The 23,347-nt window shown below is 61.9% G+C and carries 24 protein-coding genes; 10 read left to right on the top strand and 14 right to left on the bottom strand.

Going from position 1 to position 23,347, the window contains the following annotated elements; genetic code table 11:
* Positions 1 to 72: 72 nt before the first annotated feature.
* From FHX11_RS02235 to FHX11_RS02225, 3 genes are read right to left on the bottom strand one after another with little or no spacing between them, the layout of a single operon-like run.
* On the bottom strand, positions 73 to 1,104 hold the full coding sequence (locus FHX11_RS02235; RefSeq protein WP_184354617.1) for an ABC transporter ATP-binding protein: 1,032 nt from the start codon (positions 1,102 to 1,104) through the stop codon (positions 73 to 75).
* Positions 1,092 to 2,786: an iron ABC transporter permease gene (locus FHX11_RS02230; RefSeq protein WP_184354615.1), complete on the bottom strand. Its 1,695-nt coding sequence runs from the start codon at positions 2,784 to 2,786 to the stop codon at positions 1,092 to 1,094. The genes FHX11_RS02235 and FHX11_RS02230 overlap by 13 nt, the downstream gene beginning before the upstream one ends.
* 17 nt (positions 2,787 to 2,803) lie before the next feature.
* Positions 2,804 to 3,784: an ABC transporter substrate-binding protein gene (locus tag FHX11_RS02225; protein ID WP_184354613.1), complete on the bottom strand. Its 981-nt coding sequence runs from the start codon at positions 3,782 to 3,784 to the stop codon at positions 2,804 to 2,806.
* A gap of 171 nt (positions 3,785 to 3,955) precedes the next feature.
* On the opposite strand from FHX11_RS02225, the gene FHX11_RS02220 reads away from it, so the two are divergent.
* Entirely contained in the window at positions 3,956 to 5,014 is a 1,059-nt protein-coding gene (locus FHX11_RS02220) for an aldo/keto reductase (RefSeq protein WP_184354611.1), read from the top strand.
* A gap of 21 nt (positions 5,015 to 5,035) precedes the next feature.
* On the opposite strand, the gene FHX11_RS02215 is transcribed toward FHX11_RS02220, so the two are convergent.
* A complete protein-coding gene (locus tag FHX11_RS02215; RefSeq protein WP_184354609.1) occupies positions 5,036 to 6,265 on the bottom strand; it encodes a PLP-dependent aminotransferase family protein in 1,230 nt (409 codons plus the stop codon).
* Positions 6,266 to 6,496: 231 nt separating this feature from the next.
* On the opposite strand from FHX11_RS02215, the gene FHX11_RS02210 reads away from it, so the two are divergent.
* Genes FHX11_RS02210 through FHX11_RS02200 form a run of 3 tightly spaced genes read left to right on the top strand, consistent with a single transcriptional unit; the run spans position 6,497 to position 7,675 of the window.
* Positions 6,497 to 6,706 (top strand): AbrB/MazE/SpoVT family DNA-binding domain-containing protein, encoded by a 210-nt coding sequence (locus FHX11_RS02210; protein ID WP_184354607.1) that lies wholly within the window; start codon positions 6,497 to 6,499, stop codon positions 6,704 to 6,706.
* Entirely contained in the window at positions 6,706 to 7,086 is a 381-nt protein-coding gene (locus FHX11_RS02205; protein ID WP_184354605.1) for a type II toxin-antitoxin system VapC family toxin, read from the top strand. Before FHX11_RS02210 ends, FHX11_RS02205 begins: the two co-directional genes overlap by 1 nt.
* Position 7,087: 1 nt before the next feature.
* Positions 7,088 to 7,675, top strand: coding sequence for a class I SAM-dependent methyltransferase (locus tag FHX11_RS02200; RefSeq protein WP_184354603.1), 588 nt, complete (start codon positions 7,088 to 7,090; stop codon positions 7,673 to 7,675).
* Positions 7,676 to 7,728: 53 nt separating this feature from the next.
* On the opposite strand, the gene ilvC is transcribed toward FHX11_RS02200, so the two are convergent.
* The 3 genes from ilvC to FHX11_RS02185 all read right to left on the bottom strand — a co-directional run bounded on the left by ilvC (position 7,729) and on the right by FHX11_RS02185 (position 10,473).
* Positions 7,729 to 8,748 carry a ketol-acid reductoisomerase gene (gene ilvC / locus FHX11_RS02195; RefSeq protein ID WP_184354601.1) on the bottom strand — a complete coding sequence of 340 codons (1,020 nt, stop codon included), beginning with the start codon at positions 8,746 to 8,748 and terminating at the stop codon, positions 7,729 to 7,731.
* A gap of 50 nt (positions 8,749 to 8,798) precedes the next feature.
* On the bottom strand, positions 8,799 to 9,449 hold the full coding sequence (locus FHX11_RS02190; RefSeq protein ID WP_184354599.1) for a TetR/AcrR family transcriptional regulator C-terminal domain-containing protein: 651 nt from the start codon (positions 9,447 to 9,449) through the stop codon (positions 8,799 to 8,801).
* 115 nt (positions 9,450 to 9,564) lie between these two features.
* Complete coding sequence (locus FHX11_RS02185) at positions 9,565 to 10,473, bottom strand: AraC family transcriptional regulator (protein WP_184354597.1); 909 nt, start codon at positions 10,471 to 10,473, stop codon at positions 9,565 to 9,567.
* A gap of 204 nt (positions 10,474 to 10,677) precedes the next feature.
* Here FHX11_RS02185 and FHX11_RS02180 point away from each other — a divergent pair, with 204 nt between their 5' ends.
* Positions 10,678 to 11,721, top strand: coding sequence for an NAD(P)-dependent alcohol dehydrogenase (locus tag FHX11_RS02180; RefSeq protein WP_184354595.1), 1,044 nt, complete (start codon positions 10,678 to 10,680; stop codon positions 11,719 to 11,721).
* A gap of 54 nt (positions 11,722 to 11,775) precedes the next feature.
* On the opposite strand, the gene FHX11_RS02175 is transcribed toward FHX11_RS02180, so the two are convergent.
* The 3 genes from FHX11_RS02175 to FHX11_RS02165 form a co-directional block, all read right to left on the bottom strand.
* On the bottom strand, positions 11,776 to 13,038 hold the full coding sequence (locus FHX11_RS02175) for an NAD(P)/FAD-dependent oxidoreductase (protein WP_184355772.1): 1,263 nt from the start codon (positions 13,036 to 13,038) through the stop codon (positions 11,776 to 11,778).
* A 120-nt stretch (positions 13,039 to 13,158) separates the two neighbouring features.
* The gene (locus tag FHX11_RS02170) at positions 13,159 to 13,710 is read right to left on the bottom strand and encodes a PH domain-containing protein (RefSeq protein ID WP_184354593.1); all 552 of its coding nucleotides are present in this window, start codon (positions 13,708 to 13,710) and stop codon (positions 13,159 to 13,161) included.
* A gap of 92 nt (positions 13,711 to 13,802) precedes the next feature.
* A complete protein-coding gene (locus FHX11_RS02165; RefSeq protein WP_184354591.1) occupies positions 13,803 to 14,267 on the bottom strand; it encodes an Lrp/AsnC family transcriptional regulator in 465 nt (154 codons plus the stop codon).
* Between the two features lie 160 nt (positions 14,268 to 14,427).
* Between FHX11_RS02165 and FHX11_RS02160 the strand changes: the two genes are divergently transcribed.
* The 4 genes from FHX11_RS02160 to FHX11_RS02145 all read left to right on the top strand — a co-directional run bounded on the left by FHX11_RS02160 (position 14,428) and on the right by FHX11_RS02145 (position 18,338).
* Positions 14,428 to 15,147: an aspartate/glutamate racemase family protein gene (locus tag FHX11_RS02160; RefSeq protein ID WP_184354589.1), complete on the top strand. Its 720-nt coding sequence runs from the start codon at positions 14,428 to 14,430 to the stop codon at positions 15,145 to 15,147.
* A 74-nt stretch (positions 15,148 to 15,221) separates the two neighbouring features.
* Positions 15,222 to 16,157 (top strand): bifunctional helix-turn-helix transcriptional regulator/GNAT family N-acetyltransferase, encoded by a 936-nt coding sequence (locus FHX11_RS02155; RefSeq protein ID WP_184354587.1) that lies wholly within the window; start codon positions 15,222 to 15,224, stop codon positions 16,155 to 16,157.
* A 293-nt stretch (positions 16,158 to 16,450) separates the two neighbouring features.
* Entirely contained in the window at positions 16,451 to 17,068 is a 618-nt protein-coding gene (locus tag FHX11_RS02150) for a TetR/AcrR family transcriptional regulator (RefSeq protein ID WP_184354585.1), read from the top strand.
* 55 nt (positions 17,069 to 17,123) lie between these two features.
* Complete coding sequence (locus FHX11_RS02145) at positions 17,124 to 18,338, top strand: MFS transporter (RefSeq protein WP_184354583.1); 1,215 nt, start codon at positions 17,124 to 17,126, stop codon at positions 18,336 to 18,338.
* Here FHX11_RS02145 and FHX11_RS02140 read toward each other — a convergent pair whose 3' ends face one another.
* Entirely contained in the window at positions 18,339 to 19,586 is a 1,248-nt protein-coding gene (locus tag FHX11_RS02140; RefSeq protein ID WP_184354581.1) for an NAD(P)/FAD-dependent oxidoreductase, read from the bottom strand.
* Positions 19,587 to 19,596: 10 nt separating this feature from the next.
* Positions 19,597 to 20,013 carry a helix-turn-helix domain-containing protein gene (locus FHX11_RS02135; protein ID WP_184354579.1) on the bottom strand — a complete coding sequence of 139 codons (417 nt, stop codon included), beginning with the start codon at positions 20,011 to 20,013 and terminating at the stop codon, positions 19,597 to 19,599.
* A 137-nt stretch (positions 20,014 to 20,150) separates the two neighbouring features.
* Here FHX11_RS02135 and FHX11_RS02130 point away from each other — a divergent pair, with 137 nt between their 5' ends.
* Positions 20,151 to 21,038, top strand: a complete 888-nt coding sequence (locus FHX11_RS02130; protein ID WP_184354578.1) for an SDR family oxidoreductase — start codon at positions 20,151 to 20,153, stop codon at positions 21,036 to 21,038.
* 250 nt (positions 21,039 to 21,288) lie between these two features.
* Here the strand turns inward: FHX11_RS02130 and FHX11_RS02125 are convergent, their stop codons facing one another.
* Positions 21,289 to 22,041, bottom strand: coding sequence for a pyridoxine 5'-phosphate synthase (locus tag FHX11_RS02125; protein ID WP_184354576.1), 753 nt, complete (start codon positions 22,039 to 22,041; stop codon positions 21,289 to 21,291).
* Between the two features lie 138 nt (positions 22,042 to 22,179).
* A complete protein-coding gene (locus FHX11_RS02120) occupies positions 22,180 to 23,307 on the bottom strand; it encodes an ATP-dependent RecD-like DNA helicase (protein WP_184354575.1) in 1,128 nt (375 codons plus the stop codon).
* Between the last annotated feature and the right edge of the window lie 40 nt (positions 23,308 to 23,347).

Here is a 23,347-nt window from a genome sequence, read left to right as displayed (position 1 = left end):
TTCGTGACATCGGGCAAATCAAGCACAGGTGAAGGCAGCGGACAACCATCTTGTCCTTAACCCCGTCCCCGCTCATAGCCGCCATGCCGAGCGGATGGCGACGGCACGGACATCGCCGGGCTTCATGGCCTCTCGGCTATACGCCCGCAACAGCTGACCGTCCGGCAACGAAAGCCGCAAGGCATAGCGCTCGCCTTCATAAAGAATGGACTCCACACGACAGGAAAGCCCCCCGGCATCGGCAACCACATCCTCGGGCCGGACGAGGATGTCGGCGCGCGGCGCATTGCCCGTCTGCTGGTCCCAGATTGCCCGCAGCACCGGCCAATCCATCAAGCGTGGTCCCCCCTCTGGGATGGCAAGCGACAGGATGGCGCCCTGCCCCACCAAACCGCCGACGAGCCGGCCCTCAGGCCGCGCATAGATCTCCGCCGGCGGCGCGACCTGCAGCACTCGGCCCTCGGACATGACGGCGACATCACTTGCCAGCGCCATGGCCTCGCTCTGGTCATGCGTGACATAGATCATGGTGGCACCCGAGCGCTGATGGAATTCGCGGAAGGTCTCTTCCATCTCCTTCTTCAGATGCCGGTCGAGATTGGCAAGCGGCTCATCCAGCAGCACGACATCGGGCGATGTCACCAGGCAGCGCGCCAGCGCGACACGCTGCCGCTGGCCGCCGGAGAGATCGGCGGGCCGACGTTCGGCATAATCTTCCAGCCGCACCGTCGACAGCGCCTCGCGCACCTTCAGGCGGTAACGCTCGCCGGAAATGCCACGCACTTTGAGGGGATAGCCGACATTGTCTGATACGTTCATATGCGGCCATAGCGCATAGGACTGAAACACCATCGCCATGTTGCGCCGCTCCGGCGGCAGCATGTTCGCGGCATCAGCGAGCAGCCGCTCGCCGAGATGGATAGACCCATCCGTCGGCTGCTCGAAGCCGGCGATCATTCTGAGAACGGTGGTCTTGCCGCAGCCGGATGGCCCGAGCAGCGCCAGGAATCCGCCCTCGCGAACGTCAAGCGACAGGGCATGAACCGCCGCGCGACCGCCCGTGCCGAAATCCTTGCTGACATGATTGAGGATCAGCTTCGCCATGGCACGACTCCCTTCGGCAGGCGCTTGGCGAGAATTTCCAAGAGCAGCATCATGGCAACCACCATGGCGACGACGAGGACGGACATGGCCGAGGCCAGATCGGCGCTGCCGCCATCGTCGAGATTGTAGATCACCACGCCGAGCGTCTGCGTGCCCGCCGACCAGAGCAGCGCCGAAACCGTCAATTCATTGCAGGCGATCAGGAAGACCAGGATCACCGACGCCCCCGCCGCCGGCGCGATCAGCGGCACGATGATATCGGTCAGGCGCCGCAGGAAGCCCGCGCCGGAAAGACGCGCCGCCTCCTCCAGCGCAGGATCGAGCTGCAGGAAGGCACTCATGACCGGCTTGAGGCTGACCGCGAAATAGGCGGAGAAATAGGCAAGCAGGATGATCCAGATCGTACCGTAGAGCGTGACGTTCAGGATCGGCAGCGGTGCCGCAAACACCAGGATGAAGCAGACGGCGATGATGATGCCCGGCAGGGCATAGGGTATCTCGATCAGCCCGGCGACGATCCCGCTCAGCCTGTCTTTCCGACGGGTCAGCACATAGGCGGACAGAATTGTCACCACTAGGAGACCAAGAGCCGTCGCCGTCGAAAGGAACAGCGAATTGGCAAAGGCCGTTCGCGTGACCGTCTGGCGAAACACTATCTCGGCGAAGGCATTCAGGGAGGCCGTCTTGAAGGTCAGCGGCACGCCATAGGCCGGCACCAATGCACCGGCGACGAGCGCGAGGAAAGGCGCGACCAGCATTACGAACAGGATCGCGCAAAGCACCGGTAGAGCAAGATAACGCCAGCGGCCGAGCGCAAAGGCGGCCGATGCGCCGGAAAGGCCGATCACCCGATAGTCCCGGCCTCGCAGCGCCCTGCCCTGTACGGCAAGTCCCGCAACCGAAATCAACGCGATCATCGTCGACAGCACGGCGATGTCGCCGAAGGTGCGCGGACCGAATGTGGAGAATTTCGTGAAGATCAGCGTCGACAGCGTATAGATCGAGGCAGGAATTCCGAGGATTGCCGGAATGCCGAAATTGCCGACCGAGGAGACGAAGGCAATGGCCGCGCCGGCGATGATACCGGGCAGCGACAAGCGCAGAATGATATCGCGGAAAACACGCAGACCAGAGGCTCCGGAAAGCCTTGCGGCCTCGACGCCATCGCGCGGCAGCGCCATCAGCCCGGCCCGCAGCGCCAGATAGACCAGCGGCGCATGCTGGACGCCATAGAGAAGCGCGATGCCGCCGACCGAATAGAGCGGCTGCGGCGAGCCGAGCGGCGGGGCGATATGCAATGCCTTCAGCAAGGGGCTCGACGGGCCGGACATCTGCACCCAGGCAAGCGCCGTCACCTGCGGCGGGATCATCATCGGCAGCACGAACAGGAAGCTCAACGCTCCCCTGCCCGGCAGGTCCGTCAGGGTCAGCAGAAAGGCGAAGAGGCAACCGAGCAGCACGGAGATGATCGTGCCGAGCAGGGCCGTCTCGACCGTGTACCAGCCGGCATGCCAGAGAGCGGGATCGGTGACCAGTTCGTAAGCACCGCCGCGCAGGAGCGCCCCGATGCCGACGAGCACCAGCCGCGCCAGCGGCAGAACGCTGAGCAACAGGACGACGGCAACAACAAAAGGAAACAGCCAGGCCGGCTGGCTGTTTCCCTTACGCACATATCCGTACATTCACATTCCGGTTCGGATTACTTCGACTTGAAGTAGGTGGAGAATGTCTTCAGGTCCTGATCCGTGTTCTTCAGGGCTTCGGCCGCATTCAACGGCAAAAGCTTGATACTGTCACGCGCGGGGAAGCCGGCGGGGAGCGCCAGGCCGTTGCGGGCCGGGATATAGCCGAGCTTCAGGAAACCGTCCTGGCCCTTTTCGGAGAGGACGTAATCGACGAACTTCTTGGCGGCGTCGGCATGCTGCGTGCTGGCGAGGATGCCGACCGGCTCGGTCACGGCCGAAACGCCCTCGGTCGGGAAAACGAACTCCAGCGGCGCACCCTTGGCCTTCTCGCGGATCGGCATGTAATCGACGATCATGCCATAGGCCTTTTCGCCGGAGGCGACGGCCTTCAGCACGGCGCCGTTACCGCCCGCGGCAATCGCGCCGTTGTCGGCGAGGTTCTTGTAATAGTCCCAGCCGAGGCTGCCGACGCCGGCCAGCGTCTGCGCGTGAATAAGGGCGGCCCCTGAAGCGAGCGGGCTCGGCATGGCGACGAGACCCTTGGCTTCCGGCTTGGCCAGATCCTGCCAGCTTGCCGGCTTCATCGTAGCGGCGGTGTTGTAGACGATGCCTGTCGTGATCAGCTTGGTGGAGTAGTAATAGCCGTCGGCGTCGTAGAGCGACGGATCGTAATTTGCAGCTTCCGGCGACTTGTAGGCCATGAGCTTGCCGGCTTCCTTCAAGCGTTCCAGCGTCACCGTGTCGGCAATCAGCAGAACGTCCGCGACGGGCGCGCCGGCCTGAATTTCCGCCTGCAGCTTGGCGATGACCTGCGGCGTGCCGTCACGGACCCAGTCGACCTTGACGCCGGGATTGGCGGCCATGAAGCCATCGACTGTCGCCTGCGCATCGGCATTTGGCTGGCTGGTATAAAGGACGAGATCGGCAGCAGCGGCAGCGCCGGAGAAAAGGGCTACGGCCAGCAGGCCGGCAAAAGCGGAAACAAGCGTCTTCATGAAACATCCTCGGCTAGGGTGTAGGAGGTTGTCTAGACGCACGGCTTAACATGATTGTGACAGTTGAATTTGAATAGATCGCCGTTCGTATGATGATTGAATCTTGACCATTGCCGCCTCGCGCTATTTTCTGACGCACGTATTTCAGATGAGATCGAGGAGGACTGATCTATGGAATATCGCCTGCTTGGCCGCTCCGGCCTCAAAGTTTCCACCATCACCATGGGCACCATGACCTTCGGCGGCGTGGGCTGGGCAAAAACCGTCGGTGATCTCGGTGTCAAGGAAGCCCAAAAACTTGTCGACATATGCATCGACGCCGGCGTCAACCTGATCGACACGGCCGATGTCTATTCACAGGGCGTCTCGGAGGAAATCCTTGGCGAAATCATCGGCGGCCCACGCAAGAACGGCGTGCTCATCGCCACGAAGGCGCGCTTTCCCATGGGGCCGGGCGTCAATGATGCCGGCTCCTCGCGCCAGCATCTGATTGAAGCCTGCGAGGCCAGCCTCAGGCGCCTGAAGACCGATGTCATCGATCTCTACCAGCTGCATCAATGGGACGGCCAGACGCCGCTCGAAGAGACATTGGAAGCGCTGGACACGCTCGTGCGCCATGGCAAGGTGCGCTATATCGGCTGCTCGAATTTCTCCGCCTGGCACATCATGAAGGCGCTCGGCGTCAGTGAGCGCGAGAAATACCAGCGTTTCGTCAGCCAGCAGATTCACTATACGCTCGAGGCCCGCGAGGCCGAATACGAGCTTGTGCCTGTTAGTATCGACCAGGGTCTCGGTATTCTCGTCTGGAGCCCGATCGCCGGCGGCCTGCTCTCGGGCAAGCATCGCCGCAACCAGGCAACGCCGGAAGGCACGCGTCAATTCGCCGGCTGGACCGAACCGCCGATCCGCGACGAGAACCGGCTGTGGAACATCGTCGACGCGCTGGTCGAGATCGCCGACGGCCGCGGCGTCTCGGCGGCGCAGGTGGCACTCGCCTGGCTGATCGGCCGCAAGGGCGTGACCTCGGTCATCATCGGCGGCCGCACCGAGGCGCAATTCAGGGACAATATCGCCAGCGCCGAACTGAAGCTGACCGAAGAAGAGCGCAAGCGTCTCGACGACGTCAGCCAGCTCCCCCTGCTCTATCCCTATTGGCACCAGCGCAACACCGCCAGCGACCGGCTGAGCGACGCCGACCTGTCGCTGATCGCGCCGCATTTGGCCAAGTAAACATGCAAATGGCGTGGCGGCTTACGCCGCCATCGCCCCGATCTCACTCGCAATCAATGTCCCGAGCCGGGAAATCCCCTCCTCGATCATGGCCTCATCCGCACGGGAGAAGCTGATGCGGAACGTATTCGCGCCAGAGCCATCGGCGAAGAAGGCCTGACCGGGGACGAATGCCACCTTGGCGGTCTCCAGCGACTTCGCCAGCAGCTTGGCGCCGTCCATGCCCTTCGGTAGTGTGACCCAGATGAACATGCCGCCTTCCGGCTTGGTCCAGCTCGTACCTTCAGGCATGTATTTGGCAAGTACCGCCAGCATGCAGTCGCGGCGGTGGCTGTAGGTCTTACGGATCTTGGCGACCTGCGCATCGAAACCGCGCTCGGCAACCTGATGGATGGCGATCTGGTTAATGGTCGAGGAATGCAGATCGGCCGCCTGCTTCATCAGCACCAGCTTGCGGATAACGGGCGCATTCGCGACGACGAAGCCGACGCGAAGACCCGGCGCCAAAGTCTTGGAAAAGCTGCCGCAATAGATCGTGCGCGTATCGTTGATATTGCCCTTGCGGGCGATTTCCAATGCCAGGATCGGCGGGATCGGCTCGCCATCGTAACGCAGCGATTGATAGGCGGCGTCTTCGATGATGGCGATATCCAGCTCGTCGCCGAGATCGATCAGCTTTTCACGGGCGGCGAGATCGACGGTCTCGCCGGTCGGATTGGCGAAATCGACGGAAAGATAGGCGAACTTGACCCGTCCACCCGCCTGCGCGGCCGCGGCACGATAGGAATCCGGCGTGCGATTGCCACCGGGGGTCAGCTGATCATAGGTCGGCTCATAGGCATTGAAAGCCTGCAAGGCACCGAGATAGGTCGGCGCGGTGACCAGCGCGGTATCCTTGGGCGACAGGAAGAGCTTGCCGAGATAGTCCAATCCCTGCTGCGAACCGGAGACGATGAAGACATTGTCAAGCTCGCAGGGAATACCGAGCGCCGCCATCTGCCCCACAAGCCACTCGCGCAGCGGCCCATAGCCTTCGCTGACCGAATATTGCAGCGCCGCGTTGACCGCCGGACCGGAAAAAATGTCCGCATAGGCCTGCTTGAATTCCTCGTCCGGAAATAGCGCTGGATCGGGAATGCCGCCGGCAAAAGAGATGATGTCTGGCCGCTCCAGGAGCTTCAGCAATTCGCGGATTTCAGAGGCGCGCATACGGCTGGAACGCGTCGCAAAGATATTTTCCCAATTCAACATGGGGCTTCCTCGTAATTTTTGGTCTTTGCACCACAAAATCACGCAATAAAAGATAAGTCAACAATACTGACCTATTTTGTTTGTCAGGGTGACAAGGAATCGGAGTTGATCGGTGTAGTGAGGTCTTTCTGCCAACTCGGCACGCCCATTTCGTGCTTCCCAAAGGACCTACACATTCCTCTCTCCAAGTGATATTCTTACGCTAACCCAATCGATAGGAAAAATGTAAGAATGGCGACCGCGACCCTCTCGTCGAAATTTCAGATATCGATCCCGAAGGAAGTGCGCGACGAGCAGCATTGGAGCGCGGGCCAGGAGTTCGTGTTCATTCCAAAAGGCAAAGGCGTGCTCCTTATGCCTGTCCCGACTTTGGAAGATCTCAAGGGTATGGCGCGCGGCGCAAATCCGGATCGGTATCGGGATCGGGACGACCGCTTCTGATGCGCGTCATCGATAGTTCCGCCTGGATCGAATGGATTCTGGATAGCCCGACCGGACGCCAGCTATCCGACCAAATTCCAGCTCCTGGCGACAGCATCGTCCCGACGATCGTCCAGCTTGAACTTTCCAAATGGCTTCTTCGCGAACAAGATGAAGACGCCCTGAACAATTTCATTGCCTATACGATGCTGTGCAAGATCGTACCACTGGACACGGCAATCGCTCGCCGTGCCGCGGAAATCTGCATGCAACATAAGCTCGCTACCGCCGATGCGATCATCTATGCAACTGCCCTTCAGCATGACGCCGATGTTCTGACCTGCGATGCTCATTTCAAGGGGTTGGAGAATGTGATCCTTCTACCGAAGGCAGCCGATTGACATGACAAACGATCCGACCTCCTCCTTCTACGACGACAACGCCGCCCTCTATGCCGGCCGCAAGCGCAACCTGCCGCAACGCCGGCTCGATGCCTTTCTCGCGGCCCTGCCCGCCGGCGCATCCATCCTCGAACTTGGCTGCGGTGGCGGCCAGGATGCGGCCTATATGATCTCACGCGGCTTCGACGTGACGCCGACCGATGGTTCGACCGAACTTGCCAAACAGGCGGAAGCCCTGATCGGCAGAGCCGTTCAGATCATGAGGTTCGAAGCGCTCGATGCCGAGGCGATGTTCGACGGCGTGTGGGCGGAAGCCAGCCTGCTGCATGTACCCCGCGCCGCCCTCGCGGATGTTCTCGGTCGCGTCCACCGCGCATTGAAGGATGGCGGCATCTTCCACGCCACCTTCAAGGCCGGCGATGCGGAAGGACATGACATGTTCGGCCGTTATTATAACTACCCCTCAGCCACATGGCTGACGGCTCTGCTCGGCGAAAACGGCTGGAGAGATATGGCGATGACAGAAGCCGACGGCGGCGGTTTCGACGGCAAGCCCACGAAATACCTGCAAATCAAAACGCGGAAATAGGAGGGCCGGAGCTTTCGCCCCGGCCCTTCCCATTCCAGCAGTAGCCGAAAAGCTTAGTTGACGCTCTTGTCGACCAGCTTGTTCTTGCCGATCCAGGGCATCATGCCGCGCAGCTTGGCGCCGACTTCTTCGATCTGGTGGCTGTCGTTGTTGCGGCGGATACCCTTGAAGCGGGCAGCGCCCGAGCGGTATTCCTGCATCCATTCCGAGGTGAACTTGCCGGTCTGGATGTCCTTCAGGACGCGCTTCATCTCGGCCTTGGTTTCGTCGGTGATGATACGCGGGCCGGTGACGTATTCGCCCCACTCGGCGGTGTTGGAGATCGAGTAGTTCATGTTGGCGATGCCGCCTTCATAAATCAGGTCGACGATCAGCTTCACTTCGTGCAGGCACTCGAAATAGGCCATTTCCGGTGCGTAGCCGGCTTCGACCAGCGTTTCGAAACCGGCGCGGATCAGCTCGACGAGACCGCCGCAGAGAACGACCTGTTCGCCGAAGAGGTCGGTTTCGCACTCTTCGCGGAAGTTGGTTTCGATGATGCCCGAACGGCCGCCGCCGACGCCGCAGGCGTAGGAGAGAGCGAGTTCAAGCGCATTGCCGGAAGCGTTCTGGTGAACGGCAACGAGGCAGGGAACGCCGCCGCCCTTCTGGTATTCGCCGCGAACCGTGTGGCCCGGGCCCTTCGGCGCGATCATGACGACATCGACCGAAGCCTTCGGCTCGATGAGGCCGAAGTGAACGTTGAGGCCGTGTGCGAAAGCGATCGCGGCGCCGTCGCGGATGTTCGGAGCGATGTCGGCCTTGTAGATGTCGGCCTGGAGTTCGTCCGGGGTGGCCATCATCATCAGGTCGGCCCAGCCGGCAGCTTCGGCAACCGTCATAACCTTGAAGCCATCGGCTTCGGCCTTCTTGACCGTCGGCGAACCGGCCTTGAGTGCGATCACGACGTTCTGTGCGCCGCTGTCCTTCAGGTTCAGCGCGTGAGCGCGACCCTGCGAGCCATAGCCGATGATGGCAACCTTCTTCGACTTGATGAGATTGAGATCGGCATCACGATCGTAATAGACGCGCATTGTTTTTCCTTCCCTTTGCTTGTCTGGTGTAAGGCGTAAATCGAAACTTCTCAGACGGTTGCTGCTGCTTCCGCCAAAACCTTTTCCGTGCCGTAAAGCTTGAGAAAAGCGGTGACCGCCCTCTCCGCCTGACGGCTCGTATCCTTCAAACCGGGCTCGCCGAGCAGCATGCGGACATGCAGATCGGAAACGACGAGCCCGTAAAGCGTATGATAAGCCTCATCGGCATCCATGAAGCGCAGCAGCCCTGCCCGCTTTCCGGCATCGATGAGCCCGCTGGCGCGGCGATCGATCTGACGGCGGCCGCGCTCGAGCAGCAGCTTGCCGAGCTTCGAGCCGTCGCGGTTCGACTGGCCGATCGCCAGGCGGTTCAGGGCCAGCGACACGTCGCCCGCCAGAACCTCCAGCAGATCGCGCGCGAAGACCACGAGGTGATCGTGCAGGCTCACCGCCGTCAGCCGCTCGCCGTTGCGTTCGAAAGTGCGCACCTTGCTGGCCTGATAGGTGATCATTGCCGACAGCAGGCCGTCGCGATCGCCGAACCACTTATAGAGACTTTCCTTGGAGCAATTGGCGGCACGCGCGACGCCCGAGGTCGTCAGCGCCTTTTCGCCGCCATCGACGAGCAAACGCAACGCCTGCTCCAGAACGGCGTTCTGGCGCGGCGAAAACTCGCTCGACTGTCCTGCTTCGCTGAGCACGATGGCTACTCCCACATGAGTACCGTACGGTACGGTTCGTGGCGCGTTATGGCGTAGAGCCAGGCAAGCGTCAAGCGAAAATCGTCGCTGCACCGCATCAATAAAGCACGCGAAACTATTCCGCCGCGACCGGACCGCGCTTGCCCTCGATATCCCTGAGCGGCGACAAGCCGTAAAGGCGGCTATATTCGCGGCTGAACTGCGACGGACTCTGATAGCCGACGCGATGGCCGGCGGAGCCGACGTCGAGCTGCTCCACGATCATCAGCCGCCGCGCCTCATGCAGGCGCAGTTGCTTCTGGTACTGGATCGGCGTTAGGGCCGTAACGGCCTTGAAATGATGATGCAGCGAGGAAACGCTCATGCCCACGCGCTCGGCCAGCTCCTCGATGCGCAGCGGCTGGACGAAATTGCCGCGAATCCAGGCGACGGCGCGAGCCACCCTGTTGCTCTGGCTCTCCGCCATGGCGACCTGCAGCAATCGGGGGCCATTTGGGCCGGTCAGCAGGCGATAGAGGATTTCCTGCTCGATCAGCGGCGCCATGGCGGGAATATCCTCCGGCCGGTCGAGCAGCCGGAGCAGCCGCAGCGAGGCGTCCAGCAGTTCCGGCGATGCCGCATTGACGGCCAGCCCGCGCATCGGTTCCGCCGTCACCGCCTGGCGCGGGATATCGACGCGCGCCAGCAGCTCGTTGAGCCGTTCGCTGTCGAGCGCCATGCCGAAGCAGAGATAGGGCGTGTCGCTGCCGGCATTGGTGACCTGCGTCGAGACCGGAAGATCGAGAGCGGTCAAAATATATTCGCCGGCGCCGTAATGATAGGTATCGGCACCGACGGTCAGGGTCTTGCGTCCCTGCACCACGACGGCATAGCACGGTCGATAGGCCCCATGCTGCCAGACGGTCGCAGCCGCCTGCCGGTAAAGATTGAGGCCGTCGATCGGCGTGCGATACTCCCCGTCCGCGGGGGTAAAGCGGTCGATGATGGAAGCGAGTTCCTGGTTGGGATTGAAAGGCAGGGTCATGCGCGGCCAAATGTTCTCGAGAATTTATAGAGACCTATCTAGGTCTGCGGCTGGCATTTCGAAAGAGCAGCCACCCTCCAGATTTGGAGAATCGTACATAAAGCTTGCAGGATCGCTCTAACGCTGCAGCCCGCTTCCGATGCATAGTCGGCCATTCCGATTTCCCCCTCACCCAAAGCCAATCCGACACAAGAGGAATATCCCATGGCTATTGCAAAGGGCTACGCCGCCACCGACGCGTCCAAGCCGCTCACTCCCTTCACCTTCGAGCGCCGCGAGCCGAACGACGATGATGTCGTCATCTCCGTCCAATATTGCGGCGTCTGCCATTCCGACATCCACCAGGCCCGCAACGAATGGGGCGGCTCGAAATATCCGATGGTTCCGGGCCATGAAGTCGCCGGCATCGTCACCGCCGTCGGCTCGAAGGTCAGCAAGTTCAAGGTCGGCGACCGCGTCGGCGTCGGCTGCTTCGTCGATTCCTGCACCACCTGCGCCACGCGCGATCTGGACTACGAGCACTTCCTGCCCGGCCTCGTCCAGACCTACAACGACGTCGAAGCAGACGGCAAGACGCCGACCTATGGCGGCTATTCCGACTCGATCGTCGTCAAGGAAGGCTACGTCCTCTCCTTCCCCGACAATATCCCGCTGGATTCGGGGGCGCCGCTGCTTTGCGCCGGCATCACCCTCTACTCGCCGCTGCGCCATTGGAAGGCCGGCCCCGGCAAAAAGGTTGCCATCGTCGGCATGGGCGGCCTCGGCCATATGGGCGTCAAGCTGGCGCATGCCATGGGCGCCGAAGTAACGGTTCTCAGCCAGACGCTTTCGAAGAAGGAAGATGGTTTCAAGCTGGGTGCCGATCACTACTACGCCACCAGCGACGCCGAAACCTTCACCAAGCTCGCCGGCAGTTTCGACCTGATCATCAACACGGTCGGCACCGCCATCGATTGGAATGCCTATCTGAACCTGTTGAAGTATGACGGCAGCATGGTGCTGGTCGGCGTTCCCGAACATGCGGTTCCCGTCCATGCCTTCTCGCTGATCCCCGGCCGCCGCAGCCTTTCCGGCTCCATGATCGGCTCGATCAAGGAAACCCAGGAAATGCTCGACTTCTGCGGCGCGCACAACATCGTGGCCGAGATCGAGAAGATCAACATCCAGGACATCAACGAAGCCTACGAGCGCGTTCTGAAGAGCGACGTCCGCTACCGCTTCGTCATCGACATCGCCTCGCTGGCCTAAACGTCAGCATGTGAAGACCGACAGGAAAAGGGCAGCCGCCTGGCTGCCCTTTTTTCATTCCTCGCGCATGGTTTCCCGCTGCGTGATCAGCCGGGCGCTGTGCTGGCGGCTGATATAGATCCACAGCCAGCTCCAGGCGACGGCGATGCGCCAGCGGGTGCCGATCAGGAAGTAGATATGGGCGAGGCCCCAGACCCACCAGGCGAGCCAGCCCTTGAGCTTGAGCCAGCCGAAATCGATGATCGCGGCGCTCTTGCCGATGGTGGCGAGACTGCCCTGATGACGATAGTGAAACGGCCCCGGTGCCGGTTGACCTGATAGTTTCGCCCTGATCACCTTGGCGACATAGGCGCCCTGCTGCTTGGCGGCCGGCGCGATGCCCGGCACGGGGCTACCATCGTCCCGCGTCACCGCCGCCGTATCCCCGATGACGAAAACGTCCGGCAGGCCCGGCGCCCGCAAATCCTTGTCGACAATGGCGCGCCCAGCTCGATCAGCCGGAATATCGAGCCACTTCGCCGCCGGCGAGGCTTGAACGCCCGCGGCCCAGACGATGGTGCGGCAGGGTACGAAAGCATCGCCGATGGTGACGCCCTCGGCGGTGCAGGACGTGACCGGCTTGCCGAAACGGAGTTCGACGCCGAGCTTCTCCAATGCCTTTTGAGCATAGTCCGACAACTCCTCGACGAAGCTCGTGAGGACGCGCGGGCCCGCCTCCACGAGAATGATCCTCGCCTTGGTGGTATCGATGTTGCGGAACTCCTTCGGCAGCGTCTTGCGGGCGAGCTCGGCAATGATGCCGGCAAGCTCGACGCCGGTCGGCCCGGCGCCAACGATGACGAAGGTCAGCAGCGCCTCGCGAACGGCTGGATCTTTCTCCATCTCAGCCTGTTCGAAAGCCAGAAGCACGCGGCGGCGGATCGTCGTCGCATCCTCCAGCGTCTTCAGCCCCGGCGCCACCGGCTCCCATTCGTCACGACCGAAATAGGCATGCGTCGCACCTGTCGCCAACACCAGCGTATCGTAGCCGATCGTCTCGCCATTCTTCAATTTCACCGTATGCGCCTGGGTGTCGACACCGACGACTTCCGCCAGGAGGGTCGTCACCTCCGGCCGGTCCCGGAAAAAGTTGCGGATCGGCCAGGCAATCTCGGACGTGGCGAGCAAGGTGGTCGCGACCTGATAAAGCAGCGGCTGGAACAGATGATGGTTGCGCCGGTCGATCAGCGTGATGCGAACCGGCGCCCCCTTCAGATCGTTGGCGAGCTGCAATCCGCCGAAACCGCCCCCGACGACGACGATATGATGATCCTGCATGACGACACCCCGCATCTACCACATCCCAGCAAACGTAGAGTTGAGGGCGGCGGTCAGCAACCGCCTTTTATGCATGGCACCCGTGCGGCCATGATTCATGCGGGGAAACCTTGAATACCGTCATCGATTTCTGGCGCGCTGGATCAGATCGAATGTCTCGCGCGCATCGGCTATGCCGAGAAATTGGGGAATATTCGAAAGCGCGGGTGTCCAAAGACCGATACCGCCACGGCGGCCATAGCCGGTCTGGATATCGTTTCCGAAGCTGATCGTCCCCGTTCCATTGCCACTCTGATCCAGATCCAGGGTCTGCAACCGCTCCAGCGGTATGGCCATGAGCTTGGAAAACCAGCCTTCGCGCAAGACGATGATACGCTGATCGCTGACGGCATACTGGGTTCTGGCACGAATGAACGCATCCAGCGCGAAACGGCCGACGACGAGATACAGGCCGATCAGGATGAAGGGCAGTCCCCATAGCCTGAAAAACAACGGTGCATTGGCCTGGCGTACGGCCATACTTTCCCAGAAGATCGCGAAGCCGCCCCACATCAGAGAAAACGGCACCAGAAACAGATCCTTCCTGCTAAACATAAGGCCCTGTTTCGGCCTGCCCTGCCACAATAGTTTTTCGCCGGCTAGAGCGTAATTTTGAATGTCGGCATCACTCATGACAAACTGCCTCCAAAGCACGCGCTCGAAAGCATCTTAGCGGAGACGACGAGCCGGGATAATATGCAAACTCCGCCTGCGACTCTATGGACCTATTGCGCATAGCCGACGGGAATGGAGGCGCCGCTTTTCAGCTCCTCCATGGAGATCGAGGCGGACACATCGAACAGCTCCACCTTGCGCACGATCTTCTTGTAGATGACGTCGTACTGTTCCACACGCGGCAGCACGATCTTCAGGATGTAATCGTGATTGCCTGTCAGCCGATGCGCCTCAACGATCTCGGGAATATCGCCGATCGCCTTGCGAAACCTTTCGATCCACTCATCGGCGTGATGTGCTGTTTTGATCAGGGCATAGACCGTGGTCGGCACGCCCATTTTCTCACGATCGAGCACGACGATGCGCCGGGCGATATGGCCGCTTTCCTCCAGCTTCTGGATACGCCGCGAGCAGGCGGAAACCGACAGCGCCACGCGGTCGGCAAGATCGGTCACCGAGATGCCGGCATCGGCCTGAAGGAGATCGAGAATCTTTCGGTCGCGTTCGTCTAGCATGCGCGGCAATCTCCATAGTGACGCTGTATTTTTGCGCATTATATCACATTTGCGCAAATATCCGCAAAAAACAGACCAAATAAGACAAAAGTTGCAAACATCCGGCGGCCGATATGACGCACTATTGCGTCACTCAGAAAGAACAACGGAGAACAGCACAATGCGTATCATCGGCCTGATCGGCGGCATGAGTTTCGAGAGTTCGGCAGTCTATTATCGCCTGATCAACGAAATGGTTCGCGACCGCCTGGGCGGCCTCGCCTCCGCCGAACTGCTGATGTATTCCGTCAATTTCGAAGAAATCGTCGCGCTCCAGAAGGCCGGACGCTGGGACGAAGCCGCCGCCCGTCTCGGCAATGCCGCGCACCGCCTGCAGGAAGCCGGTGCCGAATGCGTGCTGATCTGCACCAACACCATGCACCTGATCGCGCCGCAAGTGGCCGCGCGCATATCCGTCCCGCTGATCCACATCATCGATGAGACGGCCGCCGCGCTGAAGGCTGCCGGCCGCGTCAAGCCGCTGCTTCTGGCAACGCGCTACACGATGGAACACGGTTTCTATGCCGACCGCATGGCCAGCAACGGCGTTTCCATCATGGTTCCCGACGCCGACGACCGCACCACCGTCCACGACATCATCTTCAACGAACTCTGTGCCGGCATCGTAAGCGACGTTTCCCGCCGGAAGCTGACCGGCATCATCGAGCGCGCCAAGGCCGACGGCGCCGACAGCGTCATCCTCGGCTGCACCGAGATCTGCCTGATCCTCGACCCCAATGCATTGACCCTGCCGGGCTTCGACACCACGACCATCCATGCCGGTAGTGCTGTTGATTTCGCCCTCGGCGCGGAGAAGGCCGCAGGCAGACGGGCTGCATAGCGAGGCCATCAACTACTTGACTCAGTCAAACAAATAACGGACATCGTCTCCCATATCCCAGGGAGGCGATATCCATGCCTGACTCTATCACAACAGAATTCGCGGCCATCGACGCGGTCCGCCATTTCAACCGCTTCTACACCAATTTCCTCGGCCTGCTGAACAGGGCCTATCTCGGCAGCCCCTACACGCTGACCGAAGTCCGCGTGCTGTTCGAAATCGGATCGCATGGCGGCATCGCCGCCGCGACGCTTACGCGCGATCTCCATCTCGACCCCGCCTATCTCAGCCGGATCCTGAAACGTTATCGCGAGGATGGCTTGATCGAGAGCAAGCCCGATCCGAATGACCTGCGCAGCCAGACCATCACAGTCACCGACAAGGGACGGGAGCAGGTCCTCGAATTCGTCCGCCGTTCGCGCGCCGAGATCGCCGCGCATTTCGACAGGCTGGCCATCGGCGGCCCCGAGCGTATCGTCGGGGCCATGCAGGCGATCCAGACGACACTCGAAAGCGAGCCGGCAATCAAGCCGCCGGTGGTTATCCGTTCCCCTAGGCCGGGCGATATCGGCTGGATCGTCCAGAGCCAAGCCCGCGCCTATACGGAGGAATATGGCTGGGATCAGCGTTTCGAGGGCCTGGTCGCCGAAGTCGCGGGCAAGTTCCTTTCCAATTTCGACCCCGCGAAGGAGCGCTGCTGGATCGCCGAACGCGGCGGCCTGAATATCGGCTCCATCATGGTCGCCGACGGCGGCGACGGTATTGCCAAGCTCCGGCTGCTTTATGTCGACAAGACGGCGCGCGGCCTGGGCCTCGGCAAACGGCTGGTCGACGAATGCATCCGCTTTTCTCGCGACGCCGGCTACCGGCAGCTCTCCCTCTGGACCAACGACATCCTCGATGCCGCGCGCGCCATCTATATCAAGGCGGGTTTCCGCCTGGTCTCGGAGGAGAAGCACCGCATGTTCGGCCCGGAACTGAACGGTCAGACCTGGGTGCTGGATTTGTGATCGCCGGCCTCCGGGCCATCCTCCTGGTTCGAAGCTCCGCCCTCCGGGCTGCGTGCCTCACCATGAGGATGGAGCGAGGTACGGATTGCGCGCTTCGCTGTGAGCGCAGAGCAAGTTACAAGCCGGCGCTAGACCCGCCCTCATTGTGAGGTGCCCTGTTGCCGAAGCGTCAGCGCCGGCGACAAGGCCTCGAACCACGAGGGCGGCCTCGGAAATCTTCATCCAGCATCCCTATTTTATTGCGGCGCAAAATTCCGCTTGATTTGGAAACGATCATTTCCTAAATTGCGGGCATGACAACCGATACGCTCGACATTTCGCCCAGACATCGCGGCCGCCCGCGGGAATTCGACATGGACGCCGCCCTTGACGAGGCGCTGCGGGTCTTTTCCGAGCGCGGCTACTATGCCGCTTCGATCAGCGAATTGACTGAAGCCATGGGGCTGACGGCCGGCAGCGTCTACAAGGCGTTCGGCGACAAGCGCGGCATATTCCTCGCCGCCTTCGGCCGTTATCGCCATGTACGGCAGCAATTGATCGACGAGTGTCTCGACCGCGCTTCCAGCGGCCGCAACAAGCTGCACGCATTGGTGAGGTTTTTTGCCGAGGCATCCTGTGGCGAGGTCGGCCGAAGGGGTTGCCTCGTCGTCGGCAGCGCGACGGAACTCGCGCTTTTCGACGAGGAAGTCGCCGGCCGCGTCGGCGTGGCTTTCGATTTCGACGAGCGCCGCATCCTGGATCTGATCCGCCTCGGACAGGCCGATAGCTCTGTACCCAAGCATATCGATGCCGAAAGCATCGCCTGCACGCTGCTCTGTCTCACCAAAGGCATGCGCGTGATCGGAAAAACCGGCCGGGGATACGAGCAGATGCTCGCCGTCGCCGAAGCCACCATGAAATTACTGGACTGATTTTCATCGAAATTTCGGGGAGCACGCTCCCCTTGCCCGCATCAAGGATCAAGACATGCCCGCGACAGCCGCTGCCACGCGGGAGAGCACGCCGCTCTCCCAAAAGACCATTTCGCCATTGATGACCTTCATGTTCGCCGCCGCCTGCGGACTGGTCGCCGCCAATCTCTATTACGGCCAGCCGCTGGCCGGCCCGATCAGCCAGGCGCTCGGCTTCACACCGGCGGCAACCGGCCTGATCGTGACCCTGACGCAGATCGGTTATGGCCTCGGCCTGCTGCTGATCGTGCCGCTCGGCGATCTCCTGGAAAACCGCCGTCTGGTGCTGACGCTCGTTGCGCTCGCAGCCGTGGCCCTGGTCGGCGCTGCCTTCGCTTGGTCGCCGTCGCTCTTCCTGCTCGCCTCGCTCTGTATCGGCCTTGCGTCGGTCGCGGTGCAGGTTCTGGTGCCTTTCGCAGCCCATATGGCACCCGATGCCAGCCGCGGCGCGGTCGTCGGCAATGTCATGAGCGGCCTGCTCGTCGGCATCATGCTGGCCCGCCCTGCCGCAAGCTTTCTGTCCGAGCTCCTGTCCTGGCATGCGGTCTACCTCATCTCGGCCGGCCTCATGATCGGATTGATCGTCATCCTGCGCCTCGTTCTGCCGACCCGTGTGCCACACACGAAGCTGCATTACGGGCAGCTGCTGTCCTCCATGGGACATCTCGCTTTGCATACGCCGGTACTGCAGCGCCGCGCGCTTTATCAGGCCTGCATGTTCGGCGCCTTCAGCCTGTTCTGGACGACGACGCCGCTGCTGCTGGCAAGCCCCGCTTTCGGCCTGACGCAAAACGGCATCGCCCTCTTCGCGCTGGCCGGTGCGGCAGGTGCCATCGCCTCGCCAATTGCTGGACGTGTCGCTGATCGCGGCTGGACGAAGCTTGCCACCGCCTTCGCCCTGGTGATTGCGATCGTCGCCTTCCTGATCGGTCATTTTTCCGGCGGCGGTTCCCTGCTGGCGCTCCTCACCCTGACGCTCGCCGGCATCCTGCTCGACTTCGGCGTTCAGACAAATCTCGTGCTCGGTCAGCGCGCCATCTTCGCGCTCAGCGCCGAACACCGCAGCCGCCTGAATGGTCTCTACATGGCGACATTCTTCGCCGGCGGTGCGATCGGTTCGGCGCTCGGCGGCTGGGCCTATGCCACTGGCGGCTGGAACCTTGCCTCGTGGATCGGCGTCGCTTTCCCGGTCGTGGCGTTGCTTATCTTCCTGACCGAACGTGGAAAATGATCAGGACGGCTGCGGAACAGTGTTCTGCAGCCAGTTGCATTCACTGAGGCCAGCCGCAGCAAAAGGATCGACCAGGGTGCCGGAGACGATCGACGCCAATATTTGCGGCCCCGGCGGTATCTTGGCGATGACGGCGACCAGCCGGTCGCGGATCCAGGCAAGTGCTGCCGAATCCGACTGGTAGAACGGCGTGAAGGCCAGCGACAGCAATTGGAACAGCCGCATATGCAGCCGTCGTGCTTTTGCATAGGCTGCGAGCGCCGTCTCGATATCGCCGCTGCCGGCCAGCGCATGCGCAAGGGAGGCGACGTCCAGCAGCGCCATATTGGCGCCCTGCCCGAGCTGCGGGCTGGTGGAATGGGCGGCGTCGCCGACAAAGACGGTGCGGCCACTATAGGAAGTGGCGACCGTCCGATGCGCATAGCGCGCCAGCGTCAGCTGATCCCAATCGCGGATCTGGTCGAGCAAGGGCTGGCATTCCGGCCAATAGCCACGAACCGCCGCCTTCCAGCGATCGAGCCCCTGCCGGCGCACCTCATCGGCATCCGCAACCTTCAGGCTCCAGAACAAGGCCGCCTGCTTTGGCAGATCCGGTCTGCGCCGTCCGATCGGCAGTACGCCGATCATCACCTTCGCCTGATCGTAACGCTGCGTCAGCGCCCTCTCGTCCACCAATCCGTCCGGACAATCCAGCGTCGCCCAGAAGGCACCATAGGTGAGATTGCGCGTGGGCGGCGCGACGGGCGAAGCAGCGACCAGTTCCGACCGCGCGCCGCTGGCGTCGACAACGAGATCATAAGGCCCCAGCCGCTCGCCGCCCTCGATCACCAGATAGGTCTGGCCATCCTCTTCCAGCGTGGAAACCACTCGCCGCCCGGTGAATACGAAGTGTCTCCGTGCGGAGACTTCGTCATATAGCGTATCGAACAAGGCGGCACGATGAACCGCAAGCCCATAGCGGCCGCCGGCCAGTGCGTCATAGCGCACATCGAGCACGATACGGCCATGCCTGGTCTCCGTGCCGTACAGCCTGTCGATGCGATTGCCAGCCGTGTGGATGGCGGGGCCGAGCCCCAGAGATTCCAGAACAGTGAGGCCGGTCGGCTGCAGCATCAAGGCAGACCCGACCGGCGCCGGATTGTCGAAACGTTCGATGATCTCGGTCGCATGGCCCGCGCGCGCGAGAAACAGGGCGGCGGCAAGCCCGGCAGGTCCGGCGCCAACTATGGCAATTTTCAGGGATTTCACGGCGTGGCGCTCAGTCCGGGGATTGATCGAAACGAGCGCGCGCGGCGCGCACGGCCTCTTGATTGGCCTCGGCCCAGTTCAAAAGATGTGCCAGCGGCTCATAGAGCGAATAGCCGAGATCGGTCATGCGGTATTCGACGCTCGGCGGCTTGGTCGGGAAAACCTCGCGGCCGACATAGCCGTCGCGCTGCAGCTCGCGCAGGGTCTGTGTGAGCATGCGCTGCGAAATATCGGGCACCATGCGGCGCAGCTCGCCAAAACGATAGGGCCGCTGCGCCAGCGCCTCCAAGAGCAGCACCGACCACTTGCCGCCGATCTGTGACACCAAGTCCCGCACCGGACAATCGGTAAACGTGACCTTGCTGATATCGACGGCGCGCAACGGTGCTTGCGTGCTGCGCAGATTGACGACGGCGCTGGTACTCAAGGCGGTTCCTTTTTGGTAACGTAGGGCTGAAAAACTGCCTCCTTTACAGGTCGAAGTCAAACCCCAATCTAGTGCTGGTCTCTTTTTGAGAGCAACCAGCCCCTGCGAGTTCGCGGCGGTCAAAAAAGGATAAGAACATGAGCAGCACCCTTCTCGTTACCGGCGCCGCCGGCCAGCTCGGCCAGCGCGTCATTCATCACCTGCTGGAGACCTACAAGGTCGCGCCCGGCCGCATCATCGCCGCCACCCGCAACCCCGAGAAGCTCGCCGATCTCGCCGCCAAGGGCGTCGTTACCCGCAAGGCCGATTTCGACGATGCCTCCACCCTGCCCGCGGCCTTTGCCGGCGTCGATCGCCTGCTGATCATCAGCACGGACGCGCTCGCCGTTCCCGGCCAGCGCCTGAAGCAGCACACGGCTGCCGTCGAGGCGGCAAAGAAGGCCGGCGTCAAGCATCTCCTCTATACCTCGATGCCGGCGCCGGAGAATTCCCTCGTCAGCTTCGCGCCCGATCATCTCGGCACCGAAAACGCCATCAAGGCGAGCGGCATCGGCTACACGATCCTGCGCGACGCCTGGTATTTCGACAATTTCCTCTGGGCCCTGCCGCACAATCTCGAAACCGGCAAATGGTACACCGCGACCGGCAACGGCCGCGTCAGCAACATCAGCCGCGACGATTGCGCACTGGCCATCGCCGCAGCGCTTGCCTCCGACACAGCCGAAAGCGCAACCTACACGCTGACCGGCTCGACCGCCCTCACCACCCAGGACGTGGCGACCGTCGTCACGGCCGTTACCGGCCGACCGCTGGAAGTCGTGCAGGTCAGCGACGAACAGCTTGCCGCCGGGATCATCGCCGCCGGCATGCCGAAATTCGTGGCCGACATGCTCGTCTCCGCCGACGACAACACCCGCGCCGGCAAATTCGACATCCTCACGAATGATTTCAACAAGCTGACCGGCAAGGAACCGCAAACGGTGCGCGCCTTCTTCGAAGCACACAAGGCGGCGTTGCTGGGTTGAGTTTTTGGATGGTCAGGCAGGTCCGCGACTGCCGCACCTTTGTGCCTGACCCCTCACCCCGACCTTCTCCCCGCATTGCGGCGAGAGGGGGTTAGCTGCCGCGTGCGCAAGCCCTGATCGAACTGTGCGGGCTCCCAATCTCGCTCTGTCGTCCCTTCTCCCCGCAATGCGGGGAGAAGGCTAGGATGAGGGGCCAGGCAGGAAAGCGCGGCAAAGCGAAATATGCCTGTCCAGCAGCAAATCCCGCTTATCAAACCACCTGACCACAAGCCCGGCAGAACCGCCGAACCGTTTCCGCCATGCCATATTCCAGCGCATCCGCCGTCAGCCCGTGACCGATCGACGCTTCGGCAAGTGCCGGAATGCGTTTCAGCAGCGCCGGCAAATTCGCGACCGTCAAATCGTGACCGGCATTGACGGCAAGGCCCTGCGCAAATGCCGCATCGGCCGTCTTGCCCAGCGCTTCGAGAATGACCGCGGCCCGTTCCGGCGCGTCGTAGCAGCCGCCGTAAGGGCCGGTATAAAGCTCGATGCGGTCGGCGCCGACTTCCCTCGCGATCTTGACGGCTTCCGCATCGCCGTCGCCATCTGCAAACAGCGAGACGCGGCAGCCGATCGTCTTGTACTGGGCCACGACATCTGCCAGCAGATCACGGTTCTTGGCGAAATCCCAGCCATGATCCGAGGTCGCCTGCGCGGGATCGTCGGGCACCAGCGTCACCTGCTCGGGCTCGACGGAGGCGCAGAGATCGAAGAATTCCTGGCTCGGATAGCCCTCGATGTTGAACTCGGCTTGCGGAAACTCATCGTCGATCAGCGCGCGAATGTCCGGCAGGTCGGAGAAGCGGATGTGCCGCTGATCAGGCCTGGGATGCACGGTCAGGCCGCTCGCGCCCGCCGCCAGTGCGATGCGTCCGAGACCGGTCACGCTCGGCCAGGGCAGATCGCGCCGGTTGCGCAGCATTGCGATGGCGTTGAGATTCACGGAGAGCTTGGCGGGCATGATCGAAATCCATGATTATAGAGGATATTGGCGCCCTTTTATGCCATTGCGGGCCGCAAGACCAACGAGATTCGAACATCGATCCATGCAAAAGATTGATGATCTTTCGCTAGACGCAACGCTACTTAACCTGCGGCCTCAGCGAACGATCGTCAGCGTCTCGGCGGCACGCGTAATCGCCGTATAGAGCCAGCGCTCGCGCGTGTCGCGGAAGGCCCAGCTCTCGTCGAACAGCACGACATTGTTCCATTGCGAACCCTGCGCCTTGTGCACCGTCAGCGCATAGCCGTAATCGAACTCGTCATAGCGCTTGCGCGTCGACCAGGGGATTTCACCCTCGACCTCCTCGAAGGCCTGCTTCAAGAGCTTGATCTTCGCCGCGCCCCGATCCATGTCGTCGTCTTCCGGCCGCACCAGCAGATTGATGCCGGGCTTCGTCGTTTCCTTGGAGGAGGTCATCACCTGCCAGAGCGAGCCGTTGAGCAAACCCTTGGCGGGATCGTTGCGCAGGCAGACGAGCTTGTCGCCAGACTGCGGATATTCCGTCGTGAAGCCCTTGAGCTCGCGCAGGCGCTGATTGTAGCGCCGGCGGGTGCGATTGGTGCCGACCAGCACCTGATCCGCCTCCATCACCAGCGGCTGCGTCACTTCGTTTTTCGAAATCACCTGCGCCGTACCGTAGTCGCCATGCATGATCTCCTTGCCCTCGCGCACATGCATGGCGAGCTGGATGATCGGATTGTCGCGAGCCTGACGGTGAATATCGGTCAGCAGATAGTCCGGCTCCTCATTGGTGAAGAAGCCGCCGCCCGAGACCGGCGGCAACTGGCCGGGATCGCCGAGCACCAGGATCGGCGTGCCGAAGCTCATCAGGTCCCGGCCGAGTGCTTCGTCCACCATCGAACATTCGTCGACGATGATCAGCGCCGCCTTGGCGACCGGGCTCTGGCGGTTGATGGTGAACATCGGCGCGATCGAGGTCTTGCCGGTTTCCTCGTCCTCGACGGCCTCCTCGCCGCGCGGGCGATAGATCAGCGAATGGATGGTCTTGGCATTGCTGGCGCCGCGCGAACGCAACACCTGCGCCGCCTTGCCGGTGAAAGCCGCAAACAGCACATCGCCATCGACATGCTCGGCGAAATGCCGCGCAAGCGTCGTCTTGCCCGTGCCGGCATAGCCGAACAGACGGAACAGCGGTGAGCGCCCCTCCTTCAGCCATTTGGCAACGGCCTTCAGCGCTTCATCTTGTTGTGGCGCAAATTGCATGCAGCGACTTGGCAGGATTCGGCGGACGGACGCAAGCGGT

This window comes from Rhizobium sp. BK602 (genome assembly GCF_014195095.1).
Taxonomy (GTDB): Bacteria; Pseudomonadota; Alphaproteobacteria; order Rhizobiales; family Rhizobiaceae; genus Rhizobium.
Note: the sequence above shows the minus strand (reverse complement) of the source record. Positions and strands in the feature narration are given on the sequence as shown.

What these genes read in the sequence shown, in the direction of transcription:
- FHX11_RS02160 (WP_184354589.1), top strand. Translation starts at nt 14,428, where the DNA reads ATGCGTATCATCGGCCTGATCGGCGGCATGAGTTTCGAGAGTTCGGCA.
- FHX11_RS02180 (WP_184354595.1), top strand. Translation starts at nt 10,678, where the DNA reads ATGGCTATTGCAAAGGGCTACGCCGCCACCGACGCGTCCAAGCCGCTC.
- FHX11_RS02230 (WP_184354615.1), bottom strand. Translation starts at nt 2,786, where the DNA reads ATGTACGGATATGTGCGTAAGGGAAACAGCCAGCCGGCCTGGCTGTTT.
- FHX11_RS02125 (WP_184354576.1), bottom strand. Translation starts at nt 22,041, where the DNA reads ATGCCCGCCAAGCTCTCCGTGAATCTCAACGCCATCGCAATGCTGCGC.
- FHX11_RS02130 (WP_184354578.1), top strand. Translation starts at nt 20,151, where the DNA reads ATGAGCAGCACCCTTCTCGTTACCGGCGCCGCCGGCCAGCTCGGCCAG.
- FHX11_RS02185 (WP_184354597.1), bottom strand. Translation starts at nt 10,473, where the DNA reads ATGACCCTGCCTTTCAATCCCAACCAGGAACTCGCTTCCATCATCGAC.
- FHX11_RS02120 (WP_184354575.1), bottom strand. Translation starts at nt 23,307, where the DNA reads ATGCAATTTGCGCCACAACAAGATGAAGCGCTGAAGGCCGTTGCCAAA.
- FHX11_RS02150 (WP_184354585.1), top strand. Translation starts at nt 16,451, where the DNA reads ATGACAACCGATACGCTCGACATTTCGCCCAGACATCGCGGCCGCCCG.
- FHX11_RS02210 (WP_184354607.1), top strand. Translation starts at nt 6,497, where the DNA reads ATGGCGACCGCGACCCTCTCGTCGAAATTTCAGATATCGATCCCGAAG.
- FHX11_RS02155 (WP_184354587.1), top strand. Translation starts at nt 15,222, where the DNA reads ATGCCTGACTCTATCACAACAGAATTCGCGGCCATCGACGCGGTCCGC.
- FHX11_RS02220 (WP_184354611.1), top strand. Translation starts at nt 3,956, where the DNA reads ATGGAATATCGCCTGCTTGGCCGCTCCGGCCTCAAAGTTTCCACCATC.
- FHX11_RS02225 (WP_184354613.1), bottom strand. Translation starts at nt 3,784, where the DNA reads ATGAAGACGCTTGTTTCCGCTTTTGCCGGCCTGCTGGCCGTAGCCCTT.
- FHX11_RS02235 (WP_184354617.1), bottom strand. Translation starts at nt 1,104, where the DNA reads ATGGCGAAGCTGATCCTCAATCATGTCAGCAAGGATTTCGGCACGGGC.
- FHX11_RS02165 (WP_184354591.1), bottom strand. Translation starts at nt 14,267, where the DNA reads ATGCTAGACGAACGCGACCGAAAGATTCTCGATCTCCTTCAGGCCGAT.
- FHX11_RS02215 (WP_184354609.1), bottom strand. Translation starts at nt 6,265, where the DNA reads ATGTTGAATTGGGAAAATATCTTTGCGACGCGTTCCAGCCGTATGCGC.
- FHX11_RS02145 (WP_184354583.1), top strand. Translation starts at nt 17,124, where the DNA reads ATGCCCGCGACAGCCGCTGCCACGCGGGAGAGCACGCCGCTCTCCCAA.
- FHX11_RS02170 (WP_184354593.1), bottom strand. Translation starts at nt 13,710, where the DNA reads ATGAGTGATGCCGACATTCAAAATTACGCTCTAGCCGGCGAAAAACTA.
- FHX11_RS02175 (WP_184355772.1), bottom strand. Translation starts at nt 13,038, where the DNA reads ATGCAGGATCATCATATCGTCGTCGTCGGGGGCGGTTTCGGCGGATTG.
- FHX11_RS02205 (WP_184354605.1), top strand. Translation starts at nt 6,706, where the DNA reads ATGCGCGTCATCGATAGTTCCGCCTGGATCGAATGGATTCTGGATAGC.
- FHX11_RS02200 (WP_184354603.1), top strand. Translation starts at nt 7,088, where the DNA reads ATGACAAACGATCCGACCTCCTCCTTCTACGACGACAACGCCGCCCTC.
- ilvC (WP_184354601.1), bottom strand. Translation starts at nt 8,748, where the DNA reads ATGCGCGTCTATTACGATCGTGATGCCGATCTCAATCTCATCAAGTCG.